The 21453-nt window shown below is 60.6% G+C and carries 23 protein-coding genes; 9 read left to right on the top strand and 14 right to left on the bottom strand.

The window, feature by feature from the left end:
* Positions 1-8 precede the first annotated feature (8 nt).
* Genes GA0061102_RS06120 through GA0061102_RS06105 form a run of 4 tightly spaced genes read right to left on the bottom strand, consistent with a single transcriptional unit; the run spans position 9 to position 4195 of the window.
* Entirely contained in the window at positions 9-1022 is a 1014-nt protein-coding gene (locus tag GA0061102_RS06120) for an OmpA family protein (protein ID WP_092844981.1), read from the bottom strand.
* On the bottom strand, positions 1016-1951 hold the full coding sequence (locus GA0061102_RS06115) for a hypothetical protein (protein ID WP_092844979.1): 936 nt from the start codon (positions 1949-1951) through the stop codon (positions 1016-1018). The genes GA0061102_RS06120 and GA0061102_RS06115 overlap by 7 nt, the downstream gene beginning before the upstream one ends.
* On the bottom strand, positions 1951-2769 hold the full coding sequence (locus GA0061102_RS06110; protein ID WP_092844977.1) for a hypothetical protein: 819 nt from the start codon (positions 2767-2769) through the stop codon (positions 1951-1953). The genes GA0061102_RS06115 and GA0061102_RS06110 overlap by 1 nt, the downstream gene beginning before the upstream one ends.
* Positions 2747-4195, bottom strand: coding sequence for a hypothetical protein (locus tag GA0061102_RS06105; protein ID WP_092844975.1), 1449 nt, complete (start codon positions 4193-4195; stop codon positions 2747-2749). The genes GA0061102_RS06110 and GA0061102_RS06105 overlap by 23 nt, the downstream gene beginning before the upstream one ends.
* A gap of 432 nt (positions 4196-4627) precedes the next feature.
* On the opposite strand from GA0061102_RS06105, the gene GA0061102_RS06100 reads away from it, so the two are divergent.
* The 6 genes from GA0061102_RS06100 (at position 4628) to GA0061102_RS06075 (ending at position 8073) form a co-directional block, all read left to right on the top strand.
* A complete protein-coding gene (locus tag GA0061102_RS06100; protein ID WP_092844973.1) occupies positions 4628-5641 on the top strand; it encodes a ketopantoate reductase family protein in 1014 nt (337 codons plus the stop codon).
* Between the two features lie 176 nt (positions 5642-5817).
* The gene (locus tag GA0061102_RS06095) at positions 5818-6045 is read left to right on the top strand and encodes a hypothetical protein (RefSeq protein WP_139115035.1); all 228 of its coding nucleotides are present in this window, start codon (positions 5818-5820) and stop codon (positions 6043-6045) included.
* A 12-nt stretch (positions 6046-6057) separates the two neighbouring features.
* Positions 6058-6999, top strand: coding sequence for a 4-hydroxy-tetrahydrodipicolinate synthase (dapA, locus tag GA0061102_RS06090; protein ID WP_092844969.1), 942 nt, complete (start codon positions 6058-6060; stop codon positions 6997-6999).
* Between the two features lie 141 nt (positions 7000-7140).
* Positions 7141-7338: a hypothetical protein gene (locus tag GA0061102_RS06085; protein WP_092844967.1), complete on the top strand. Its 198-nt coding sequence runs from the start codon at positions 7141-7143 to the stop codon at positions 7336-7338.
* A gap of 31 nt (positions 7339-7369) precedes the next feature.
* On the top strand, positions 7370-7639 hold the full coding sequence (locus GA0061102_RS06080) for a hypothetical protein (RefSeq protein ID WP_092844965.1): 270 nt from the start codon (positions 7370-7372) through the stop codon (positions 7637-7639).
* A 104-nt stretch (positions 7640-7743) separates the two neighbouring features.
* On the top strand, positions 7744-8073 hold the full coding sequence (locus tag GA0061102_RS06075) for a DUF1883 domain-containing protein (RefSeq protein WP_092844963.1): 330 nt from the start codon (positions 7744-7746) through the stop codon (positions 8071-8073).
* A 7-nt stretch (positions 8074-8080) separates the two neighbouring features.
* Here GA0061102_RS06075 and GA0061102_RS06070 read toward each other — a convergent pair whose 3' ends face one another.
* Entirely contained in the window at positions 8081-9397 is a 1317-nt protein-coding gene (locus GA0061102_RS06070; RefSeq protein WP_092844961.1) for a replication-associated recombination protein A, read from the bottom strand.
* A complete protein-coding gene (locus tag GA0061102_RS06065; protein WP_092844959.1) occupies positions 9394-10797 on the bottom strand; it encodes a DegQ family serine endoprotease in 1404 nt (467 codons plus the stop codon). Before GA0061102_RS06065 ends, GA0061102_RS06070 begins: the two co-directional genes overlap by 4 nt.
* A gap of 174 nt (positions 10798-10971) precedes the next feature.
* On the opposite strand from GA0061102_RS06065, the gene GA0061102_RS06060 reads away from it, so the two are divergent.
* Entirely contained in the window at positions 10972-11319 is a 348-nt protein-coding gene (locus tag GA0061102_RS06060) for a lysozyme inhibitor LprI family protein (RefSeq protein ID WP_092844957.1), read from the top strand.
* A gap of 214 nt (positions 11320-11533) precedes the next feature.
* On the opposite strand, the gene ilvD is transcribed toward GA0061102_RS06060, so the two are convergent.
* Positions 11534-13372: a dihydroxy-acid dehydratase gene (ilvD, locus tag GA0061102_RS06055; protein WP_092845277.1), complete on the bottom strand. Its 1839-nt coding sequence runs from the start codon at positions 13370-13372 to the stop codon at positions 11534-11536.
* Positions 13373-13710: 338 nt separating this feature from the next.
* Here ilvD and msrP point away from each other — a divergent pair, with 338 nt between their 5' ends.
* Both msrP and msrQ read left to right on the top strand, forming a co-directional pair.
* The gene (gene msrP / locus GA0061102_RS06050; RefSeq protein ID WP_092844955.1) at positions 13711-14661 is read left to right on the top strand and encodes a protein-methionine-sulfoxide reductase catalytic subunit MsrP; all 951 of its coding nucleotides are present in this window, start codon (positions 13711-13713) and stop codon (positions 14659-14661) included.
* Positions 14661-15314, top strand: coding sequence for a protein-methionine-sulfoxide reductase heme-binding subunit MsrQ (msrQ, locus tag GA0061102_RS06045; protein ID WP_425348515.1), 654 nt, complete (start codon positions 14661-14663; stop codon positions 15312-15314). Before msrP ends, msrQ begins: the two co-directional genes overlap by 1 nt.
* 31 nt (positions 15315-15345) lie before the next feature.
* Here the strand turns inward: msrQ and GA0061102_RS06040 are convergent, their stop codons facing one another.
* The 7 genes from GA0061102_RS06040 to GA0061102_RS06010 form a co-directional block, all read right to left on the bottom strand.
* The gene (locus tag GA0061102_RS06040) at positions 15346-16236 is read right to left on the bottom strand and encodes an efflux RND transporter periplasmic adaptor subunit (protein ID WP_092844952.1); all 891 of its coding nucleotides are present in this window, start codon (positions 16234-16236) and stop codon (positions 15346-15348) included.
* Entirely contained in the window at positions 16233-16442 is a 210-nt protein-coding gene (locus GA0061102_RS06035) for a DUF1656 domain-containing protein (protein WP_092844950.1), read from the bottom strand. The genes GA0061102_RS06040 and GA0061102_RS06035 overlap by 4 nt, the downstream gene beginning before the upstream one ends.
* A 4-nt stretch (positions 16443-16446) precedes the next feature.
* Positions 16447-18519, bottom strand: coding sequence for an FUSC family protein (locus GA0061102_RS06030; protein WP_092844948.1), 2073 nt, complete (start codon positions 18517-18519; stop codon positions 16447-16449).
* On the bottom strand, positions 18519-18992 hold the full coding sequence (locus GA0061102_RS06025; RefSeq protein ID WP_092844946.1) for a MarR family winged helix-turn-helix transcriptional regulator: 474 nt from the start codon (positions 18990-18992) through the stop codon (positions 18519-18521). Before GA0061102_RS06025 ends, GA0061102_RS06030 begins: the two co-directional genes overlap by 1 nt.
* A gap of 296 nt (positions 18993-19288) precedes the next feature.
* A complete protein-coding gene (locus GA0061102_RS06020) occupies positions 19289-19699 on the bottom strand; it encodes a ribosomal maturation YjgA family protein (protein WP_092845275.1) in 411 nt (136 codons plus the stop codon).
* Positions 19700-19871: 172 nt separating this feature from the next.
* A complete protein-coding gene (rplQ, locus tag GA0061102_RS06015) occupies positions 19872-20294 on the bottom strand; it encodes a 50S ribosomal protein L17 (RefSeq protein WP_007690793.1) in 423 nt (140 codons plus the stop codon).
* Between the two features lie 48 nt (positions 20295-20342).
* Complete coding sequence (locus tag GA0061102_RS06010) at positions 20343-21353, bottom strand: DNA-directed RNA polymerase subunit alpha (RefSeq protein ID WP_034507362.1); 1011 nt, start codon at positions 21351-21353, stop codon at positions 20343-20345.
* Between the last annotated feature and the right edge of the window lie 100 nt (positions 21354-21453).

Here is a 21453-nt window from a genome sequence, read left to right as displayed (position 1 = left end):
GAGCGGCGCTATTGCGTATTGGCAGACGGTGCAGCGGCGGCGTTGATGACGGCAACGGGCGTCGTCCTGCCGCGTACGCGGATTTCGATGCGACGTCGTGACTCGACGGCACCGCGCTGGCCGGACGTGATGGTGTCGCCCGGCAAGATCAGCTGGGCGGCGGACATCGGCAGGATCGTGGCATCCTTCAGCTTGGGATTGGCCTTGAGCACGTTGGCGACCGCGATCGCGCGGGCGAGCCCAAGCCCGGCATTGTCAGCCGGCAGCAAGGCCGAGACCGGCAGCTTGCCGGCCATCGCGTTGATCAGCGTATCGTCGAGATTGGATTTCTCGCGCGACACCGGCTGCTCGTCCGTGTGGCCGATCACTTCGACGATGTTGGCACCGTAGAGGCTGAGATTGGTGGCAATTTCGTCCGTAATGGTGCCGTCGAGCAGTTGCGCAAAGGTGCCGGTGAGCTCGGCGCTTCCGGATTGGAAATAATTCTTCTTGGCGTCGTCGAGATTGATGATGGGCGGCCAGTCATGCATGCCGTTCCCGCCGCCATTGCCGGCCAATAGCTTGTTGACCTGGTCGGACGCGGCCGCCATCGAGACCCCATGTTCTTTCAGAACAGCCGCAACCTTGGCAAGCGATTGCAAATCGCCCGGTGTCGCACCCTCGTCTGCCATACTGTCGAGCGTCTTTTTCGCCAGCACCAGTTCCCGCCATTGCTTGTCCACCGCAGCTTTATCGGCAGCGGATAGATCGCCCGAGACGACCTTGGACTGCAGCAAGACGATCTCGGTCGCCTGCTCGGCCCGTTTCTTCTCAAGCACGGCGACCTGCTGTTCGGCTTTCTGCAGCTTGCGTTCGACTTCATAGCGCTTGTTTCTCTCCGCCGAAATCAAGGCGGCGGCTACGAGCAGCAGGCAGAAGACCAGAAGCAACATGGATTCGGCCATCGTCAGGCCAAGGATCAGGCCGCGATTGTAGCCCTTATGCTCCAGTTTCGGCTGAGTGTCCGAGCCTCCTGCTACCATAGATGCCACCAGCGTTTTTGCGGCACCGTTTCGCTTGTCGACACAGCATCGCGATCAGCGGCTGATCCCGGCGGCGTCTGCCCCATCGCTTCCGCCATGCGACCGAGCGCCGCTTCGATGTTGCGCAAGGGTTGCAGCTGTGCCTCCGACATCTCCTTGATCGCCGTAATTGCCGGCGCAAGCTCGGCGCGCACGACATCCTCCGGCGAACGGATCTCTTCCAGCTTCTTGCCGACATTCTCGACGGCAGCACCGAACGTGCCGATGATCTCCGAAAGCTGCGATGTCGTCGTCGTCAGCTGGGCGGCTGCTTCGTTGATCGGAGTTACCGCCTGCTTTGCCAGCATTTCCAGGATCTTGTTGATCTCCTGGCCGTTGCGCTCGGCCTGGCGCGCGATCTCCTCGAACCCTTCCGACAGCATCTGGTTGCTGACACGCCGGTAGTGCGAGAATTCGCGCGACGAGGAATCAAGTTCGGTACGGACGCGCCGCGTCATTTCCGCAAGCTCGTGGCGCACGCTGCGCTCGATGTCGATCGGGTCGCGCCGCATCTGGTTGAAGAGGATGCGCAGCGTCACACCGGCGATGGTCGAGGTGACGGCAATGCCGAAATTGCGAACGATGGTCTCGATCGATGTTTCGCCTGCAAAGAGATAGAGCGATACACCGAGGCTCGATAGGGTGAAGAGAAAACCCATGTAGTAAAGGTTGTCGCCTGCCTGCTCGTTGTGCAGCCGGAAACCGGCAAAGGCCAGCGATACGACGAAGTAGATCGCCATCAGCACCAGCGGTACGCCCGTCACGATCGGCAGCGACCATTCCATGAGCTTGGACGACCAGATGAAGATCATGCCGCCAATGGTGATGGAGGCGAAAAGCACCATCGGCCCGTAATCCCGGATGACATATCTCGCTTCGGTTCCGGCCATCAGCGTATCCCCTCCAACCGCACGAATCCGTCGAAATAACCGCTGTTGCTCTTGATCCACTGCGCCCAGAAATTCGCGAGATCCTCCATGCTGAACTTCATGTTCGGCCTTTGAAAGGCGAGGATCTTGACCGTGACACCATCCAGTGACGTCCGGAAACGGTCGTTTGCCGGGCTATGCTGGTACTTTTGATAGGAGGCGCCGTCACGGTAATTCGAAAAGGCGGCGGTGTGTTCGATCATGTCGGAGGCGATGTAGAGGCGCTTCGGCAGACCATGAGGAGCGCTGGCAAAGACTTCCAGATTGATCTTCTGGATGGCCGCCATGATCGGCGACAGCCTGCCGGACTCGCCCTCGGTCAGCTTGCCGGCGATATCGGCGAGCGGCTTCTGAAATCCCTTCTCCCAGCGTGCCTGCGCAAGACGCGGGTTGCTGGTCCATTCGTCGACGCTCGCACCGCTTCCGGGGTTGCAGCCGTGGAAGGTCTGGATGAGCTCGCCTTCCTTCTCGGTCAACGCATAAATATCGATGGCGCCGCCTATCGGCACATCAGTCACGATTTTCTGGAATTGGTTGCGCAGGTCGAGCGCCGTTGTATCTGAGATCGGATCGGTGACATCGAGCAGGATGGCCGTTTCCGCCTTCGGGCCATCCACCGGGCAGAGCGAGGCCTGATCGACGGCGACATTGCCGTTCGCCTTGTAGCGCAGCCAGCCATAAGCGCCGACGATCCCGAGAGACAGGACGGCGAGACAAACCGTTGCGATGATAAGACCGGCGGATCCGCCGCGCCGGCTACGCCGCTTGCGTCGAGCCAAGGATGCTCTCCGGGAAAAGATTATCGAGCTGATGGTATTTCTCGATGGCGCGCTCGAATTCGTCGCCGATCCGCTTGATCTGCTCAGACAACTCCGCCTGGGCACCCTGGATGCGCGAGCCCAACACCTTGTCGTCCCATTCCTCTTCGGTGCGGATCACTGGCGTCAGGCGCTCCATCTTGTAAGCCGAGTTGAAGTAGGACGGTTCGGGCTCAGCGCGTGCAGCCCGATCGGCGTCGCGATAGGAGGTGAGCAGCACATTGGCGGCGCGCTCGAGATGGTTCTGGTGTTCGGCAAAAAGGCCCGCGGTCCTCGCACGATGGGCGATGATAGCGGCCGTTTCCTGCCGGCGCAGCGAGAGGTCACGGATGATCTCCTCGATCTTGCCGTTGTGCTCGTCGCGGATCTCGCGAAGGTCTTCGATCAGGTCCAGCTTGCGGTCGATATAATTGTCTCTCGCCGCATCGAGCCGCTTTTGCACGCCGGCAAAGCCGGGATAGGGATCGGTGAGATAGCAGCCGTCGATGAAGGCGACGAGCGAGAACATCAGTCCGATGGCAAAGAGCATCCAGGAGTTCAGCTCCTGCAGCCCAAGCGGTGCTGCCTTCAGGCGCTGGATCACTTCGGCACCGGCCCCGCTCAAAATCGTCGCCGAGACCTCGCGGTAGTGCGCGAGCGCGATGTTGATGCCCAGCGCGACGGCGACATAGGCGACGAGCCCGAGAAGGCCGAGCAGTTTCAGCGCGTAGGACCGATGCACCAGGAAGCGGACGCAGAAGAAGGAGAATATCAGCGCCATGCCGATATTCAGGAAGGCGAAGGCGGCTGCCTCCGTCACCCCACCGACAAGGCCCTGCTCGCTTCCCTTGGCGAGAAAACTGCCGTTCATCACCATTTCGATGAGCACGAGGAAGACGATGAGCGAGACCTTGAAGCCCCAGGCCGCCTTGCTGGAAACCTTGGCGGCGCGCTGCAGCTTGTGTGTAGCCTTGAAAGCCACCATCTCGTCCTCGGCGGTTTTCAGCTTGCGGCGCAGGCCATGAAGCTCATCGACGCCGCTTGCCACTTCCGCCTTGAAATCCGAGACACTGGAGGCATTCGCCTGGCGGATCAGTCCGAACTGGCCTTCAAAATCGAGGTTGCGCAAGCGGCTGTCGAAGGTCTGGAACTGGTCTTCGAGGATCTGGTAGGAACTCTTCTTCTCCGCCTCGACCCAGGCGACGATACGCTGTTCCGTTTCGTCGAAAGACTGCGCGTCCGGTGTCGGTCGGTTTTGCCGCCCTGCTGCGGCACCCTTCTCTTTCAGATCGAGGGTAGAGCCAAGCTTCTCGATATCGACGACAGGAAAGACGTCCGTCGAGGCGCGGAAATCATGGCTGGTCTCCCGAACGCTGTCCCATAGACGGTTTAGGGCTTCAAAACGCAATGATCTTCCCCGGTGAATTCATCAACTTAGAAAGGACGAGCGACAAACCGATACCGTACCGGTTGTCCCCGGTCCAGAGCGATATCGTCCAGGTTAGGATGCGATTGTGGTAAAGAATAGCCCGAGCACGCGGCGATTGGAAAACATGTGCTTGAAGGAGAGAGGCGGCGATGATGAGCGCCTCTGCGAAACGCCGATCAAGTTTGGGTGATCCTTACAGAAACCTGCTCGGCACCCCCGAAGCCATTTTTTTCCCGCCGGATTGATTTCATCGCTACCCAAACGAGCATGGTGAAATTTCCGTATGGTTGTACTGTGCAGGAAGGTCCGGCGATTTTCGATTCCGATTGCGGCCGGTTCAAGAAACCACTCGCCAAATCACCGGCATGACATAGTTTGCAGCGCATGCGATCTGACTCGGAGCACCACGCCATGACGTCTTCCCCCTTCAAGAACATCTGCATCTACGGCGCCGGCGCGCTCGGCGGTGCGATTGCGGCAAAGCTGGCCTCCTCGAGCGAGCAAGCTCAGATCTCCGTCGTCGCACGAGGGGCGCATTTGGAGGCCATTCGCTCGGGCGGCATACGCCTTTGGGAGGCAGAGGCAGATCAACCCCTCGTGGCGCAGATGACAGCAACGGACGATGCGGGCGAGCTGCCGCCGCAGGATCTCGTCATCACAGGGCTTAAAGGTCATCAGCTGGCCGCAGCCGTGCCCGGCATCGCCAAGCTCCTGCATGCCGGCACTCGCGTCGTGATGATCCTCAACGGCGTGCCGTGGTGGTACTTTCATCGGGACCGGCAGAGCGGCCACGCGGAACACCAGATGGAAGAGCTTGACCCGAATGGCGATCTCTGGCGGCTGATCGGCCCCAAACGCGTTATCGGCTGCGTTGCCTATCAGGGGGCGGAAGTGGTCGGTCCAGGGGAGGTTCGGCTCGCCAACAACGGCCATTTCATTCTGGGCGAGCCGTCCGGCGAGACGACCGCGGACATAGAAGCCATTGCAGCGGTGCTGCAAAGGGCCGGCGTCAAGATCTCCATTTCCGAACGCATACGCGACGATATCTGGAGCAAGCTGATGGGCAATGCCGCCTTCAACCCGATCAGCGCGCTCACACGGGCACTGATGTCCGATATCATGAACGATCCCGCTCTTTCGGCGATGGTCGGTCAGGTCATGAGCGAGGTGAAAGCGGTTGCCGAGGCTTTGGGTTCGCATTTGGCCCTCTCCGTTGAGGAACGACTCGGCCGTTCACGGCAGATCGGGCCTGTGCGCACCTCGATGCTGCAGGACCTGCTTGCCGGCAAGGCGCTGGAAATCACGCCTCTCGTCGGCGTCGTCGTTTCGCTCGGCAAGCTGACGGGTGTCGCGACGCCGGTCTCCGCGACGATCCTCGCGCTGGTCACACAGCTTGACCGGAACAACCTGTTGGCGGCCGGATAGCGGCTCGCCGCCGGGGCCGCACCTACCCGTTTTCGCCATCCACGACAGCGCTCTGCGCGGCCCATTTTGGCCTTAAGCGGCTCTTTATATCGCACTTACTTCTTCGCCTTCCGCCGCGAATGGATTTCCTATGCGACCAGGGATTACGCTTCTGTCGAAATATGGAGGTAGATGCCATGCTCGACACGCACGCACCCAATCTGACGGAATCCATCAGGGTCCTCGTTCACAACAGCGACGAGCGGCACCACCGCGCAGCCGCATCGGCTCCAGCGACAAAGACTCAGCCAAAGCGCCAATCTCATGAACGCCAGATTCGCGAGAAACGCACATTCTGGTCGATGCTCGCCTTCGGGCTGCTACTCGGCGGCCTGGAGCTGTTCATCGTGCTGCATTATCTTTGAGCCGTCGCCACTATGGGCAAACCAGGCTTGAAGAGGCGCATCGGCGGTGCAATCACCGCTTTTGTCACGCCATTTCGTGACGGCGCACTCGACGCCGTCGATCTGATGGCACATGTGGAACGGCAGTTGCTTTATGGCGTCGATGGGCTGTTGGCCTGTTCGCTGACCGGCGAAGGCCCGACGCTGACCGAGGCCGAACGCGCGCGCATCATCGAAATCTGCGTCGAGCTTTCCGAAGGCAGGACGCCCGTCATTGTTGCGACAGGCACGAACGACACGGCGACAACAATCGAAGAAACGCTGCAAGCTCAGCGGCTTGGCGCGGATGCAGCGCTTGTGACGGTTCCCTATTATTCGAAGCCGACACAGAAGGGCGTTGTTCATCACTTCGAGCAGATAGCGGCGCGGACCGGCACGCCGCTCATCATCCATAACCAGCCATCGCATACCGCCATCGATCTCGCGCCGGCGACGATCGCCCGACTGGCCGAAATTCCCGGCATTGTCGGGATCGTGGACGGCAGTGGCGACCTCCGGTGCATCGATCTCTGGCGCTCTCTGCTGCCGGAATGGTTCGGTCTCTATACCTCGAGCGATACCAGCTCGCTCGCCTTCACGGCTGCCGGCGGCCATGGCTGCTTTTCCAATGCGGCCAATATCGTTCCCAGGCTTTTCCATTCGATGCAGCACTCGGCCGCCTGTGGTCACCTTGGCGCCGCCCTTTCGATCGACGAGCGGTTGCGACCTCTATTCAAAGCGCTCGCTCGTCAAAACGAGCCTGCTACAGTCAAGCACGCCCTGGCACTGATGAAGCATATGGAACCAGAAGTGCGCCTGCCGCTTGTCGGCGTCACGGCCGAAACCGCAGCGGAGATCGAGACTGCCATCGCGCCGTTCCAGTTCGACGGCAGCGGCCGCCCGAGCTCACACCAAGCCTTCCGGCTTTGTTTATAAATCCGATCTATCCCTATGAGATTTTTATATTTTCCCCAGTTCAGACAAATGGAAATCCTAGCAACTCACCCATAGATTCAACAGTGTAGCACCGGAATGGGTCCTTTGGACTTGCGGTGCGGGTGACACTGGAAAGGAACTATGATGTCACGCTTTACGCATGCCGGCTCATCCGCCGATCCCCTTCAACGTCCTCGTGCCGCGGCTCTTGCCAAGGGCGAGCGGCCTATCTCCTCAGATGTTGTGTTGCATGGCATCCGTTCCATCGCTCCTCGTCTCGGACTTGTCTTCCTCATTGCCGGCGCGTTGCAGCTGGCAATGCGTCTGGCCGGACATTGAGCGCAGCTGAAGAGATCCAAGAGGAAAAAAGATGGCAAATGCACTGCATATTCAACGCCGCTCGGCCCGCAATCACCTGTCAGCCGTCCCGGCCCGCTTCATTGTCGGCCGTGACCGTCGCGGCAGCTGGATCGTTCAAGACCGCGAGGGACTAGTAGGCGGCCTCTTCCGCAGCGAAGCCGCCGCCCTGCACTTTGCGGCTGAGGAATGCAACCATAACCCCGCCGATATCTGCCATGCGCCCGAGGGCACCGTCCTCGATCTGGACGGCTTCGCATCCTCCTCATCCAATCTGCACTAGACCCCGCCCCACGCAGGCTTCGACAGCCGCCACCCGACCGAACGCTTCCTTAACCCGGATTCGGGTAGGTTTTCGCACCGGGTGTCCCAGAAAACAGAACCACGATGTCGAAGCCTGCCTTCCGCTACAGCCATTACGATCTCAAGGAGCAACGCGCTGGCACGGTGATCGAAATCACCCTCTCGGCCATCGCCAATGTCAGGCTGATGAACGGCTCGAATTTCGAGCGTTTCACGGAAACCCTTAAGCATCAGTTCTTAGGCGGCGTCGCCAAGAAATCGCCGATCCGGCTCGCGATCCCGGAATTCGGTCACTGGCATGTCGTTGTCGACATGGAGGGCCATAACGGCCTGGCGGAATCGAGCGTGAAGATCGTCGACAAGACACCTGCGCCACGCATGCAGAAAGCGCCGCAAGACGTCACCGGCAAGTGAGTAAGGACTAGTGCTCGCCTCGCTCCTTGCGCAGCTTAGCCCACCAGTCCAGCCGCTTGCGGATATCGCGCTCGAAGCCGCGTTCCGGCGGATCGTAGAAGGTCTGACGGCCCATCTTTTCCGGAAAATAGTTCTGGCCTGAAAAGGCGTCAGGCTCGTCGTGGTCGTAACGATAGCCGTCGCCATATCCCTCGGTGCGCATCAACTTCGTCGGCGCATTGAGGATATGTTTGGGCGGCAGCAAAGATCCGTTCTGCTTGGCCGCCTGCGTCGCCGCCTTGAAAGCCGTATAGACCGCGTTCGATTTGGGCGCGGTTGCGAGATAGACGCAGGCCTGCGCCAGCGCCAGCTCGCCTTCCGGCGACCCCAGATAGTCATAGGCATCTTTGGCGGCGTTGCAGATCACCAGGGCTTGCGGATCGGCAAGGCCAATATCCTCGACCGCCATGCGCACCAGCCGGCGGCCGAGATAAAGCGGATCCTCGCCGGCGTCGAACATGCGAGCGAGATAATAGAGGGCGGCGTCCGGGTCGGAACCGCGAACGGACTTGTGCAGCGCCGATATCAGATTGTAGTGCCCATCCTGCGCCTTGTCGTAGACCGGTGCGCGGCGCTGAACGATCTTGACCAGCATATCGGGATCGAAGAGCTCGTCCTTGCGCGCAGCGCGCCAGACCTCTTCCGCCAGCGTCAGCACCGAGCGCCCGTCACCATCGGCCATGCGGATCAGGCTGGCACGGGCATCCTCCGTCAACGGCAGCGGCTTGCCTTCCACGGCTTCGGCCCGGCGCAGCAACTCCTCCAGGCTCTCCTCATCATGCGAGCGGAACGTCAGGACACGGGCACGGGAGAGAAGAGCGGCGTTGAGTTCGAAGGACGGGTTCTCCGTCGTCGCTCCCACAAGAATGACGGTGCCGTCTTCCATCACCGGCAGGAAGCTATCCTGCTGAGCGCGATTGAAGCGATGGATCTCGTCGACGAAGAGCAGGGTCTGGCGGCCGTCCATGCGGCGCAGCCTTGCCGCCTCGAACACTTTCTTCAAGTCGGCGACGCCGGAGAAGATCGCGGAGATCTGTTCGAAGGCGAGACCCGCCTCGCCCGAAAGCAACCGGGCAACGGTCGTCTTGCCGGTGCCAGGAGGGCCCCAGAAGATCATCGATCCGAGCGAACCCGCCTCGATCATCCGGCGCAGAACGCCGTCCTCGCCGGTCAGATGCGACTGACCGGTGACATCAGTCAGCGTTTGCGGCCGCAGCCTATCGGCCAGAGGCCGCTTGTTGGCGACCTCCTCCGGTATCCGCGGTGCAAACAGATCATCGCTCATCGGAAGAACTGCCGGATACGCTGCCCGTCGCGTTCGATTTCCACGCGCCAGAAGCTCGGGTTGGAGGTGACGGTGTTCTGAAGAATCTCCGTGGTGTTGATCGCAACTCCATTGATCGAAATGACGATATCCCGCGCCGCAAATCCCAGACGGTCGGCTGGCGAATTGGACTTCAGTCGTTCAATGACGACACCGGTCGAATCGGGTGGCAGGTGCAAATCATCGGCAACGCGCGGCGAGAGATTGGCGACGGTCGCACCGGAGAAGGGATTGTTGCCCTCGATCACCCGTTCGTCGCGCGGCGTGGATTCAGGCGCTCCGGCAAGCGTCATCGTGGTCTGATGTTCCTTGCCGCTGTCCAGTACCGTCAAAGATACAGTCGCGCCGAGGCCGGCCGTGGTCAGGCGATAGCCGAGCGCATCGGGATGCTCGACCGGAATATTGTTCAGCGCCGTGATCACTTCGCCCGGCTTGAGGCCGGCCTTTGCCGCCGGCCCGCCATCGACGACCTTGGTCACCAGCGCGCCGCGCACCTTGTCCAGGCCAAGCGCTTCGGCGACATCCGAGGTCACCGGTTCGAAAGAGGCGCCGATATAGGGACGCTCGAAAGACTTGTCGCCACGATCGGCAGCCGCAAGGAAGACCTTGACGAGATTTGCGGGAATGGCAAAGCCGATGCCGTTGGAGCCGCCGCCCTGCGAGAAGATGGCCGTGTTGAGCGCAATCAGCTCGCCATTCATATTCACCAGCGCGCCACCGGAATTACCGGGATTGATCGATGCATCGGTCTGGATGAAGAAGCCGACTTCGTTCTTCACCTGGTTGCGGGCAAGCGCCGAGACGATGCCGCTCGTGACGGTCTGTCCGACACCGAACGGATTGCCGATCGCCAGCACGAGATCACCGACCTCGACGGCATCGGAATTTGCGATCGGCAGGATCGGGAAGCTCTCGTTCTTCGACTGGATCTTCAGGACGGCGAGATCGACGCGATCATCCTTCAGCACCACCTTGCAGGGAAATTCACGGCCGTCCGAAAGCGCGATCTTGATGTCGTCAGCACCGTCGATGACATGGTTGTTGGTAATGACGGTGCCGTTCGCCTCCACGATGACGCCGGAGCCCAGCGACGATTGCTTCTCGGTGCGATTCGGCATGCGCTGGCCGAAGAACTTCTCGAAGAAGGGATCGCCGGCAAAGGGAGACTGACGCTGCACCATACGCTCGGCATAGACGTTCACCACCGCACCGGCAGTCTGCTTGACCAGCGGCGCAAAGGAAAGCTGCATCTGCACCTGGCTCTGCGGCACCGACTTCGCCGTCTGCGCCTCGGCGGAAAGCGGCATCGCCATGATGAGGGCAATCATCGAAACGGCGGTGCCCCTCAGGAGGACTTGCATGGAAACTTCCTTCTTTAATGCTCTTGAAACAACGTTGTAGCGCCCGACGCTAGAAAGAAAAGAGGGCGGAAGCATGAAGCATAAATGGACGTTGGCGGCGATAAAAAACAGGTTCGATGAACAAAAACATGTTGTCATGCATTTCGCGTTGGGAATCGTCAAAGGGAGCCACACATGCGATCGATCCATCTTGCCGCAGCCGCCTTCATCATCTCCTTCGGTATGGCCGGCCCCTCCCATGCTGCCAGCTTCGATTGCGAGGCACAGAACCTGAAACCGGACGAGAAGACGATATGCAGCGTCAGAGCGCTCAACGATGCGGACGTGAGAATGGTGACGACGTTCGACCTGCTCTCGGGCCTGCTCGCCATGAGTGCGCGCGGCGCGATGCAGGATCAACAGACGGAATGGCTAAAGAAGCGGCAGGCTTGCGGCGCCGAAGTCGCTTGCCTCACCTCTTCCTATCAGGAGCGTCAAAAGGAGCTGAACGAGGCCTATAAGCAGATCAATCGGCCGCTGTAAGGGCGTGTTTTGCAAAGGCTTGGAGGGCTTCGTCGGAGATATCCCCTCCCCCCGCCTGCGGGGAGAGGGCTAGGATGAGGGGCAAGCGCGCCTAAGTCAAACTCTGCCGTCACGATAAAGCTCGAAAAAGCCCCTCATCCGTCCTCTCACGGCCGAGCTACGCTCGACCGTTGGAGTCCACCTTCTCCCCGCTTCGCGGGGCGAAGGAGCTTAGTTATTTCCCGCCGAGATCGCGAACGGCGCCGCGGTCAGCGCTCGTCGCGAAAGCGGCATAGGCCTTCAACGCGGTGGTGACGTTGCGCTTGCGCGGCTCGGCCGGATGCCAGCCCTTGGCGTTCTGATCTTCGCGGCGAGCGGCAAGTTCCGCCTCATCGACGCGCAGGCTGATGGTGCGGTTCGGGATGTCGATGTCGATCATGTCGCCTTCGCGCACCAGACCGATCGTGCCGCCGTTTGCCGCTTCCGGAGAAGCGTGACCGATGGACAGGCCGGAGGTGCCGCCGGAGAAGCGGCCGTCGGTGATCAGGGCGCAGGCCTTGCCGAGGCCCTTCGACTTCAGATAGCTCGTTGGATAGAGCATTTCCTGCATCCCCGGGCCGCCCTTCGGGCCTTCGTAGCGGATGACGACGACGTCGCCCGCCACAACCTCGTTGCTGAGGATGCCCTTGACGGCGGCGTCCTGGCTTTCGAAGACCTTGGCCGGACCGGAGAACTTCAGGATCGATTCATCGACGCCGGCCGTCTTCACGATGCAGCCATCGAGCGCCAGATTGCCCTTCAAGACGGCAAGACCGCCATCCTTGGAGAAGGGATGCTGGGCATCGCGGATAACGCCCTTTTCACGATCGAGATCAAGCTCTTCCCAGCGTGCGCTCTGGCTGAAGGCAACCTGGGTGGGGACGCCGCCAGGGGCAGCACTGAAGAGTTCGAGAGCCGCCTTGTTGTCGGTGACGGCAATATCCCATTGAGCCAGCGCTTCGCCCAGCGTTGCGGCATGGACGGTCGGCAGATCGGCATTCAATAGTCCGGCGCGATTCAGTTCGCCGAGGATAGCCATGATGCCGCCGGCGCGATGCACGTCTTCCATGTGAACGTCGGCCTTGGCCGGCGCCACCTTGGAAAGGCACGGAACGCGGCGAGAGAGGCGATCGATGTCATCCATGGTAAAATCGACTTCGCCCTCGTGGGCAGCCGCGAGAATATGCAGCACGGTATTGGTCGAGCCGCCCATGGCGATGTCGAGCGCCATGGCGTTCTCGAACGCACCCTTGCTGGCGATCGTCCGCGGCAGAGCCGTCACATCGTCCTGCTCATAATAGCGTTTTGCCAGCGCGACGACCCGGCGGCCGGCCTCGAGGAAGAGTTCCTTGCGGTCCGAGTGGGTTGCAAGCGTCGAGCCGTTGCCAGGCAAGGACAGGCCGAGAGCTTCCGTCAGGCAGTTCATCGAATTGGCCGTGAACATGCCCGAGCAGGAACCGCAGGTCGGACAGGCAGAACGCTCGATGACCTGAACGTCCTCGTCGCTGATCTTATCGTCGGCGGCAGCAACCATGGCGTCGACCAGATCGAGCGCGACTTTCTTGCCTTGCAGAACGACCTTGCCGGCTTCCATCGGGCCGCCCGAAACGAAGACGGTCGGGATGTTCAGGCGCAGCGAGGCCATCAGCATGCCGGGGGTGATCTTGTCGCAGTTGGAGATGCAGACCATCGCGTCGGCGCAATGGGCGTTGACCATGTATTCGACGCTGTCGGCGATGAGTTCGCGCGACGGCAGCGAATAGAGCATGCCGTCATGACCCATGGCGATACCGTCATCGACGGCAATGGTATTGAATTCCTTGGCAACGCCGCCGGCTGCCTCGATCTCGCGCGCGACGAGCTGGCCGAGATCTTTGAGATGAACGTGGCCGGGCACGAACTGGGTGAAGGAATTGACGACCGCAATGATGGGCTTGCCGAAATCGCTGTCCTTCATACCCGTCGCGCGCCAAAGGCCGCGTGCGCCGGCCATGTTGCGGCCGTGGGTCGTGGTTCTGGAACGATAAGCTGGCATGGTATCTTCCTCGTCATCCTGGAATTTGTGCGGCGTCGGCAGGGCCAAAGGTTTCGGGCCGAAGGGAACGCCGGCAACTCCGCTTTTTGGAATTGTCCTAATCCAATCGTGCAATACTGTCACTATCAACTCAAGCGAATCCGGTACGCTGCAGGGCTAGCGCCGCATCCGAGCAATCGCGCTGTAAGCTCAGAATTGGGAATGCGACGGCCCGATCACAAGCGCACACAAAAAGTTGCTTTCACTTCCAAAGAAATGCCAGCTTAAGAGTGTAACAAAACCTGCATCCGTTGCGTATGGCTGATATCGAAGCTGCTACCGCATAGAGGAATTGTTTCATGGCCTCCTACCGCCTGCCCAAGATTGCTTCTTCCGAGATTACGCCCCGCTCGATCTATCTGAAGCGCCGCGAGTTCCTGACGGCGGCCGCAGCCGGCATCGGCATGACGGCGCTTGGCGGCAAGGCCGCACTGGCCGAGGCACTGACGGCGACCAAGAGCAATTATACGGTCAACGAGAAGCTGACACCGATCAAGGATGTCACCACCTACAACAACTTCTATGAATTCGGCCTCGACAAGGCCGACCCCGCCAACCTCTCCGGCAAATTCAAACCGCGGCCTTGGACCATCAAGGTCGACGGCATGGTCAACAAGCCCGGCACTTTCGACATCGATGCGCTGATCAAGGAGTTTCCGCCGGAAGAGCGCGTCTATCGCATGCGCTGCGTCGAAGCCTGGTCGATGGTCATCCCCTGGGACGGCTTCCAGCTGTCGGCCCTGCTCGATAAAGTGGAACCGCAGGGCAGCGCCAAGTTCGTCGCGTTCGAAACGGTCGTGCGACCGGCCGAAATGCCGGGACAGTCAGGCCTCCTGCAATCCCTCGATTGGCCCTATGTCGAGGGCCTTCGTCTGGATGAGGCACGCAACCCGCTGACGCTGCTCGCCGTCGGCCTCTACGGCGAAACCCTGCCGAACCAGAACGGCGCACCGATCCGCCTCGTCATACCCTGGAAATACGGCTTCAAGGGCATCAAGTCGATCGTGCGGATCACGCTTACCGACAAGCAGCCGCTGAATACCTGGCAGGCGACCAACAGCCAGGAATACGGCTTCTATGCCAATGTCAATCCGGCGGTCGATCATCCGCGCTGGAGCCAGGCGACGGAGCGGCGCATCGGCGAAGGCGGCTTCTTCGGCTCCAATCGTCATCCCACCCTGCCCTTCAACGGCTATGCCGACCAAGTGGCAAGCCTCTATAGCGGCATGGACCTCAGGGTGAATTTCTGATGGCTGTTTCCTTCGCTCTCCCCAAGCGCTGGCAATCAGCCTCCGTCTGGGCGCTGTATATCGTCGGGCTTTTGCCGGCGGCCTGGGAATTTTATCTCGGCGCCACGGACCAGCTCGGCGCCGATGCAGTCAAGACCTTCGAGCTTTTCCTGGGGCTATGGGCCATCCGTTTCCTGCTGCTGACGCTTGCGGTCACCCCGCTTCGCGATCTCTTCAACTGGAACTATCTGCGTTATCGCCGCGCGCTCGGCCTGCTCTGTTTCTACTACGTCCTGATGCATCTGACCGTCTATATGGTTCTCGACCAGGCGCTGGATGTGCAGGCTGTTGTCGATGACGTGCTGAAGCGGCCCTTCATCATGTTCGGCATGGCGGGGCTCGTCATGCTGCTGGCGCTTGCCGTGACTTCGAACAATTTCTCGATCCGGCGACTCGGCAAGAAATGGATCTGGCTGCATCGCCTGGTCTATATCATCGCCGCCTGCGGTGCGTTGCACTTCGCCCTGTCGACCAAGGTGCTGTCGCTCGAGCAGTTCATCTATATCGGCCTGCTGATCGCCATGATCCTCTATCGATCCTACCGGCCGATCATGATGGAGAGACGGCGGGCTGCGCGCAGGCCGGTTGCAGCTTCCAGTTCCAGAGCGGCCTGAACCCGGCCGCCCTCCCTTTTCAGATTTTTGGTCAGTCCGCCGCGCTGGCGATCTTCGGTTGCCCCTTCTCCTGCACCTCGGCGGTCACCGTCAGGCCGGCGATCAGCTTTGTGCCGTCGGGCACCTTGTCGAGCGCGATGCGCACCGGCACGCGCTGCGCCAGGCGCACCCAGCTGAAGGTCGGCGTGATGTTGGCGAGCAGGCTGCCGGAGGTGCGTTCGCGATCCTCGATGCCGTAAGCGATGCTTTCGACGTGGCCGGTCAGCTTTTCGGCCTGGCCCATCAGATGGATGGCGACCTCATCTCCGACATGGATGCGCGGCAGCTTGGTTTCTTCAAAATAACCTTCGACTCGGAGGGAGTCGGTATCGATCAGCGCGACCTTGGCGGTGCCGGCCGCGACGTAATCACCCGGACGCAGGCTGAGGTTCGAGATCGTGCCGTTGACGGTGGCGCGAACCTCTGAACGATCGAGGTTCAGTTGAGCGAGTTCGCGATTGGCAGTCACCTGGCGAAGAGAGGCTTCGGCCTGCTCCTCGGCGGTCTGCGCCTGTTCCTTCTTCTGCATGGAGGCAGCGTCGCCGAGACGCCCTTGCCGGTCGTTCTCGCGACGAGCCTGCTCTAGGGCGGCCTTGCTGCTTGCGAGTACTGCATCCGCCTGCTCGAGAGCGATGGCAAAGCGATCGCGATCCACACGAAAGAGGACATCGCCTTTCTTGACGGTCTGGTTGTCCTTGACGAGGACGTCGCTTACGAGGCCGGAGACATCAGGCGCGATGCCGACGACATCGGCCCTGAGGCGCGCATCGCGCGTCCAGGGCTCCTCCATGTAATGGCCCCAGAGCTGGCGGCCGACATAGATAGCAGCGACGACGAAGATGAGAGTGACGGCAACACGGCCGATGAGTTTCAACGCGTTCATGTGAAGTACCAACGAGAGACAGAGGAGACGGCACCGAGCAGCAGGACGTAAAGCGCGAGATCGAAAAGACCGCGATGCCAGACCAGAGTGTAGGCTCCGATCCATGCGAGCAGGCGTCGAAGGATGATGACGGCAAACAGCGTCACGAGCATGAGAACGAGAAGGCGCGGAATATAGACGCCATAAAGATCGAATTCTGCGGGCATGATGTTACTCGGCGGCAATGGAAAGTGGTTGAGTGGTATCCGATACGGGCGGTCGCCAGCTCGCCGGCGGCTCGGCATGGGGGAAGAGCGCCCGGCGAAGACCGACAAGCGCATCGAGGCTCGCCCGGCCGGCATGCCGCCTTTCCCGCGCCACAGCCTCGAGGCTGCGGTCGATCGACACGCGCAGGTCGTCGGAAGGATCGACAGCACGCTTGGCCTTCAGCCGCGAGCGATAGAAATCCGAAACACCGATCAGGACTTCGCTGACGGATGCGCTGGCCGCCGGCTTCAATTGGCCGCGCTCCTTCTGCAGCATCAGAACGTTGAAACCGAGACGGACATCGGCATAACCATCGACCTTCTTCAGCTCGCGGTCTTCGATACTTGCAAGGCGCGGCACGAGCTGGCCCAAGCGGTCCAGAATACGGCCGGACAGACGCTCATGATCGGCGCGGCGAATACCGGCAGCAGTTTCGGCGAGATCGGTCCAGCCGGCCCGCACCAACCGCCAGGCGGCGAACTCGGCGCCGAACGGACGGGTCAGCAGGGTCCAGACCAGAGCGAAGCCGACGCCCGCCAGAGCCGCGACCGCACTATTGGCGAAGGCGCCGAAATCAGCGGTATAGCGGTCCTGCAGCGCGATGAAGGTCGCGCCGTTCACCGCCAGCAGCATGGCGAGCATGTTGGTCTGCGGCCGCGGGATCAACAGGCCCATCACCAGGAAGGGCGGTGCGAAGACCAGCACCAGCATCTCGAAGCCGGAGATCGACGGCAATACGCCGAAGATATAGACGCTGGCGATAATCAGGCTCACGGCGCACCAGACGAACATCGAGGTGATGAAGGGTGCGGGCCGATCGAGCGCGGCGAAAAACGAACAGGCGACGGCGGCCATGGTGACAAAACCGGCTCCGTCCTGCCAACCGGAATAGATCCAGAAGACGCAGGCAACGGCGATGCCGACGACGACTGCGCTGGCCGAGAAGGCCAACAGCGCATAGTCAAAGTGCCTGATGTGTCCAACGACGTTGCGATGGCGGAAAGCGGGGCGCCATGTGCCGACCTGCTGCCCGGAGACGATCTGGTCGCGCAGCGTCAGGCAATCCTGCCAGAGATCGACGATCTCCTTCAAGCGATCCAGCGCACTCGACCGGACGAGATCATCCCAGCCGAGATCAATGTCGTTCTGCTGCAGTTCCTCGATCTTCTTCGACAAGATATTGGCCGTATCATCGGCCTTGCCGCGACCACCCTGCCCCAACCAATCGGCAACATCGTTCAGGACTGCAACCAGCTCCTGCGGCAACGGCTTTTCGCCGGCCTTCAGCGCATGCAGGCGATCGGCAAGAGAGGAGAAGAGCGGCAGCAGCATCAACAAGCGGCCGCGCAGCTCGCGGGAATGCCTGACGATGTCACGGCTGCCCGCATCATATTTGAGCTGGCTGATGACGAGGTCGAGACCGGTCACATCCGAGGCAAGCTTCTGGCGCTTCAGCGGCGTAGCGGGAGAAGCGCCCTCGCCGCGCAGGATTTCATCGGCCCAGGTGCCTGCGTCATCCAGCCAGGAACCGATGCGCTGGCCGAGCGTGGTGCCGACGCTGCTCGGAAAGACGATGGCGCTGACGATGCTCGCGCAGACGATACCGATGATGATCTCCTCGGAACGGGAAAGCGCGACATCGAATACGGTTTCCGGCGCGCCGACGGTCGGAAGCGCGATCAGCGGCAGCGAATAGCCGGCGAGCATGAAGACATAGCTGCGCGAGGTGCGGTCGAGCATCGAGATGAACAGCAAGGTGCCGGTCCAGAGCGCGACGACGACGGAGAGTAGTTCCGGCGCATTGACGAAGAGCGGCACAAGGATCACCGATGCGGTGGCACCGATGAGCGTGCCGAGCGCGCGATAGAGCCCCTTCGAGCTGGTCGCGCCAGCGAGGGGATTGGCGACCACGTAGACGGCGGCCATCGCCCAGTAGGGACGCGGCAGGTCCAGCGACAGCGCGATGAACAGCGCCATGATCGCGGCAATGAAGGCTTTGACGGAAAACAGCCAGTCGCGCCAGGATGGAATGCTCATTAGACCTTCTCCGGCTCCTGCTCGGCAGCCACGGCCTTCCACGTCTCGAACTCTTCGAAGGCCTTCAGAACGCGGACGGCAGCTTCGAGATCGGCCGGGTCCACATTGGCGAGGATGTTTCCACGCAGTTCGTCGAGAGCATCTTCCATGCGCGCGGCCAGAACTTCGCCTTCCGGCGTCAGCCACAGGCCCTTCGCACGCCGATCCGTCGGATCATCCTTGCGGACGACAAGATCCATGCTTTCGAGCTGATCGAGCAACCGGACCAGCGACGGACCTTCGATGCCGACATAGGTGGCGAGAACCACTTGCCGCACACCTCCTCCCAGACGGCCAATCCAAAGCAGCGGCGCAGCCGCGGCTTCCGATATGCCATAGGAGCTCAGCGCGAGATCCACGACCCGACGCCATTGGCGGCCGGTTGTGAGCAGATTGGCGGTGAATATGCGTTGCAGGGAGATTAACGGCTTCATGGGAATCTATTAGCACCAAACTAATTAGGATTCAAATTATTATGATGCGAAGCGCTATCTGGAATGGGAAATGCAGCTATGCGCGAAACGATTGGCGATCAGGCAAATCGGTCCCCACAGTGATTCCTCGATGCAACGCCACTCCACCGGAAAGGATCGGGTCATGTCATCGTAAGGCCGAACTATGCGCATGAGGGCCCCCTCCCCACGCCGAGAAAACCTGCAGTTCTTATTCACGAAGGCCTATATGCTCGCTTCAGCCGGCCGTAGCCGCCGAATGAGCAACGCCCCCAACGTCAAAGAAGAGGTTTCTGCCTTGTCAGCGTGCGATCAAGCACCAGCGCTACGGCAATGCCCGCTGCATAGGCCACGATATTCCAAGGCGAAAAGACCCGGCCCAGCAGCAAAGCGCCGGCTTGGGTCAATCGGAATGCGTACAGATCCGGCGTATGCAACAGCCTGGAGAGTTCTACGAGCACAGCGATCACGAGCGCAGCCAAGGCGAGCTTGAAACGCCGCATGGAAACAAGAATTGCCGCTAGGAGCCAGTAGACCATCGCTCCCCATAAGAGCGAGCCACCATATTTGACGATCACGAAAGGCAGGTTCAGCGCATAGCCGTATCGCCGGAGCGCCAAGCCGCTGACGATGGTCAACAACAGCGCCGAGAGCAGAAAAAGTCTCGTACGTGCCAGTCTTCGCTGCATGTTCAACGATGCTCTCCGTGCCGGGATATGCACAAGTCGCCATGCGACTCAGCGGGTGAGCATCGATATTCCATAGCGAGCACGGAGAATGAAAGTCTGCTCCCGTCGCCCCGAACGCCAAAAGGCCGGATGATCGCTCATCCGGCCCTGGATCTTTTACCCGAAGCTGGCCTTAAGCGGCTGCAGCTTCTTCCTCGGCAGCAACGCGAGCCTTGTCGGCTGCGCCCTTGGCAGAGGTGTCGCGATCGACGAATTCGACGACTGCGAGAGCGGCATTGTCGCCCTGGCGGAAGCCAGCCTTCATGATACGCAGGTAGCCGCCGTTGCGGGTGGCGTAACGCGTTGCGATCGCATCGAACAGCTTGGCGACGACAACAGCGTCGCGGATCTGCGAGATGGCCTGACGACGAGCGTGCAGGTCGCCGCGCTTGCCGAGGGTAACCAGCTTCTCAACGATCGGGCGAATTTCCTTCGCCTTCGGGAGAGTGGTTACGATCTGCTCATGGGTGATGAGCGAAGCAGCCATGTTGGCGAACATCGCCTTACGGTGGCTAGCGGTTCTATTCAGCTTGCGGCCGGCTTTACCGTGGCGCATTGCTATTCTCCTTCACTTGCAGGCATCCGTCGCCTGCCGTTTGAAACGTTAGTATTGGTCTTCGTAGCGCTTGGCGAGATCTTCGATGTTCTCAGGCGGCCATGCCGGCACTTCCATGCCGAGGTGCAGGCCCATGGAAGCGAGAACTTCCTTGATTTCGTTCAGCGACTTGCGACCAAAATTCGGCGTGCGGAGCATTTCTGCTTCGGTCTTCTGAATGAGGTCGCCGATGTAGACGATGTTGTCGTTCTTCAGGCAGTTTGCCGAACGAACGGACAGTTCGAGCTCGTCCACCTTCTTGAGGAGCGCCGGGTTGAAAGCGAGTTCGGTAACTGCTTCCTCTTCGGTTTCCTTCTGCGGCTCGTCGAAGTTGACGAACACGCCAAGCTGATCCTGCAGGATGCGCGCCGCGAAAGCGACAGCATCTTCACCGCTGATCGAACCATCGGTTTCGAGCGACATGCTCAGCTTGTCGTAGTCGAGAACCTGTCCTTCACGGGTATTTTCAACCTTGTAGGACACCTTCTTGACCGGCGAATAGAGGCTGTCGACCGGGATGAGACCGATCGGAGCATCTTCCGCACGATTGCGTTCGGCCGGGACATAGCCCTTGCCGTTGTTGACGGTGAATTCCATGCGGATTTCGGCGCCCTCGTCGAGCGTGCAGATGACATGCTCGGGGTTGAGGATTTCGATATCGCCGACCGTCTGGATGTCGCCAGCCGTTACAACGCCTGGGCCCTGCTTACGGACAACCATGCGCTTGGCATCATCGCCATCCATCTTGATGGCGATTTCCTTGATGTTCAGCACGATGTCCGTCACGTCTTCCCGGACGCCCGGGATAGAGGAGAACTCATGCAGCACGCCGTCGATCTGCACGGCCGTTACAGCGGCACCGCGCAGAGAGGACAGCAGCACGCGACGCAGCGCGTTGCCGAGGGTGAGACCAAAGCCACGCTCCAGCGGTTCGGCCACGAGCGTTGCCTTGGTGCGGCCGCTCGAGGTGAACTCGACCTTGTTGGGCTTGATCAGTTCCTGCCAGTTTTTCTGAATCATGTTTTTGCCTTCCGTTCGTTGCCACCATCCAATCGTGGCAACCGAGCTTGAGTAACACCAAGCCGGGCGCATCTACCCCGGCCGGTGTCGTGAGTGGCGA

It is taken from the genome of Martinezella miluonensis (assembly GCF_900094545.1).
GTDB lineage: Bacteria > Pseudomonadota > Alphaproteobacteria > Rhizobiales > Rhizobiaceae > Rhizobium > Rhizobium miluonense.
The sequence above is the reverse complement of the archived record's forward strand: the minus strand, read 5'-3'. Positions and strand labels throughout refer to the sequence as shown.

What these genes read in the sequence shown, in the direction of transcription:
- GA0061102_RS06120 (WP_092844981.1), bottom strand. Translation starts at nt 1,022, where the DNA reads ATGGTAGCAGGAGGCTCGGACACTCAGCCGAAACTGGAGCATAAGGGC.
- GA0061102_RS06115 (WP_092844979.1), bottom strand. Translation starts at nt 1,951, where the DNA reads ATGGCCGGAACCGAAGCGAGATATGTCATCCGGGATTACGGGCCGATG.
- GA0061102_RS06100 (WP_092844973.1), top strand. Translation starts at nt 4,628, where the DNA reads ATGACGTCTTCCCCCTTCAAGAACATCTGCATCTACGGCGCCGGCGCG.
- GA0061102_RS06095 (WP_139115035.1), top strand. Translation starts at nt 5,818, where the DNA reads ATGCTCGACACGCACGCACCCAATCTGACGGAATCCATCAGGGTCCTC.
- dapA (WP_092844969.1), top strand. Translation starts at nt 6,058, where the DNA reads ATGGGCAAACCAGGCTTGAAGAGGCGCATCGGCGGTGCAATCACCGCT.
- GA0061102_RS06085 (WP_092844967.1), top strand. Translation starts at nt 7,141, where the DNA reads ATGATGTCACGCTTTACGCATGCCGGCTCATCCGCCGATCCCCTTCAA.
- GA0061102_RS06080 (WP_092844965.1), top strand. Translation starts at nt 7,370, where the DNA reads ATGGCAAATGCACTGCATATTCAACGCCGCTCGGCCCGCAATCACCTG.
- GA0061102_RS06075 (WP_092844963.1), top strand. Translation starts at nt 7,744, where the DNA reads ATGTCGAAGCCTGCCTTCCGCTACAGCCATTACGATCTCAAGGAGCAA.
- GA0061102_RS06070 (WP_092844961.1), bottom strand. Translation starts at nt 9,397, where the DNA reads ATGAGCGATGATCTGTTTGCACCGCGGATACCGGAGGAGGTCGCCAAC.
- GA0061102_RS06065 (WP_092844959.1), bottom strand. Translation starts at nt 10,797, where the DNA reads ATGCAAGTCCTCCTGAGGGGCACCGCCGTTTCGATGATTGCCCTCATC.
- GA0061102_RS06060 (WP_092844957.1), top strand. Translation starts at nt 10,972, where the DNA reads ATGCGATCGATCCATCTTGCCGCAGCCGCCTTCATCATCTCCTTCGGT.
- ilvD (WP_092845277.1), bottom strand. Translation starts at nt 13,372, where the DNA reads ATGCCAGCTTATCGTTCCAGAACCACGACCCACGGCCGCAACATGGCC.
- msrP (WP_092844955.1), top strand. Translation starts at nt 13,711, where the DNA reads ATGGCCTCCTACCGCCTGCCCAAGATTGCTTCTTCCGAGATTACGCCC.
- msrQ (WP_425348515.1), top strand. Translation starts at nt 14,661, where the DNA reads ATGGCTGTTTCCTTCGCTCTCCCCAAGCGCTGGCAATCAGCCTCCGTC.
- GA0061102_RS06040 (WP_092844952.1), bottom strand. Translation starts at nt 16,236, where the DNA reads ATGAACGCGTTGAAACTCATCGGCCGTGTTGCCGTCACTCTCATCTTC.
- GA0061102_RS06035 (WP_092844950.1), bottom strand. Translation starts at nt 16,442, where the DNA reads ATGCCCGCAGAATTCGATCTTTATGGCGTCTATATTCCGCGCCTTCTC.
- GA0061102_RS06030 (WP_092844948.1), bottom strand. Translation starts at nt 18,519, where the DNA reads ATGAGCATTCCATCCTGGCGCGACTGGCTGTTTTCCGTCAAAGCCTTC.
- GA0061102_RS06025 (WP_092844946.1), bottom strand. Translation starts at nt 18,992, where the DNA reads ATGAAGCCGTTAATCTCCCTGCAACGCATATTCACCGCCAATCTGCTC.
- GA0061102_RS06020 (WP_092845275.1), bottom strand. Translation starts at nt 19,699, where the DNA reads ATGCAGCGAAGACTGGCACGTACGAGACTTTTTCTGCTCTCGGCGCTG.
- rplQ (WP_007690793.1), bottom strand. Translation starts at nt 20,294, where the DNA reads ATGCGCCACGGTAAAGCCGGCCGCAAGCTGAATAGAACCGCTAGCCAC.
- GA0061102_RS06010 (WP_034507362.1), bottom strand. Translation starts at nt 21,353, where the DNA reads ATGATTCAGAAAAACTGGCAGGAACTGATCAAGCCCAACAAGGTCGAG.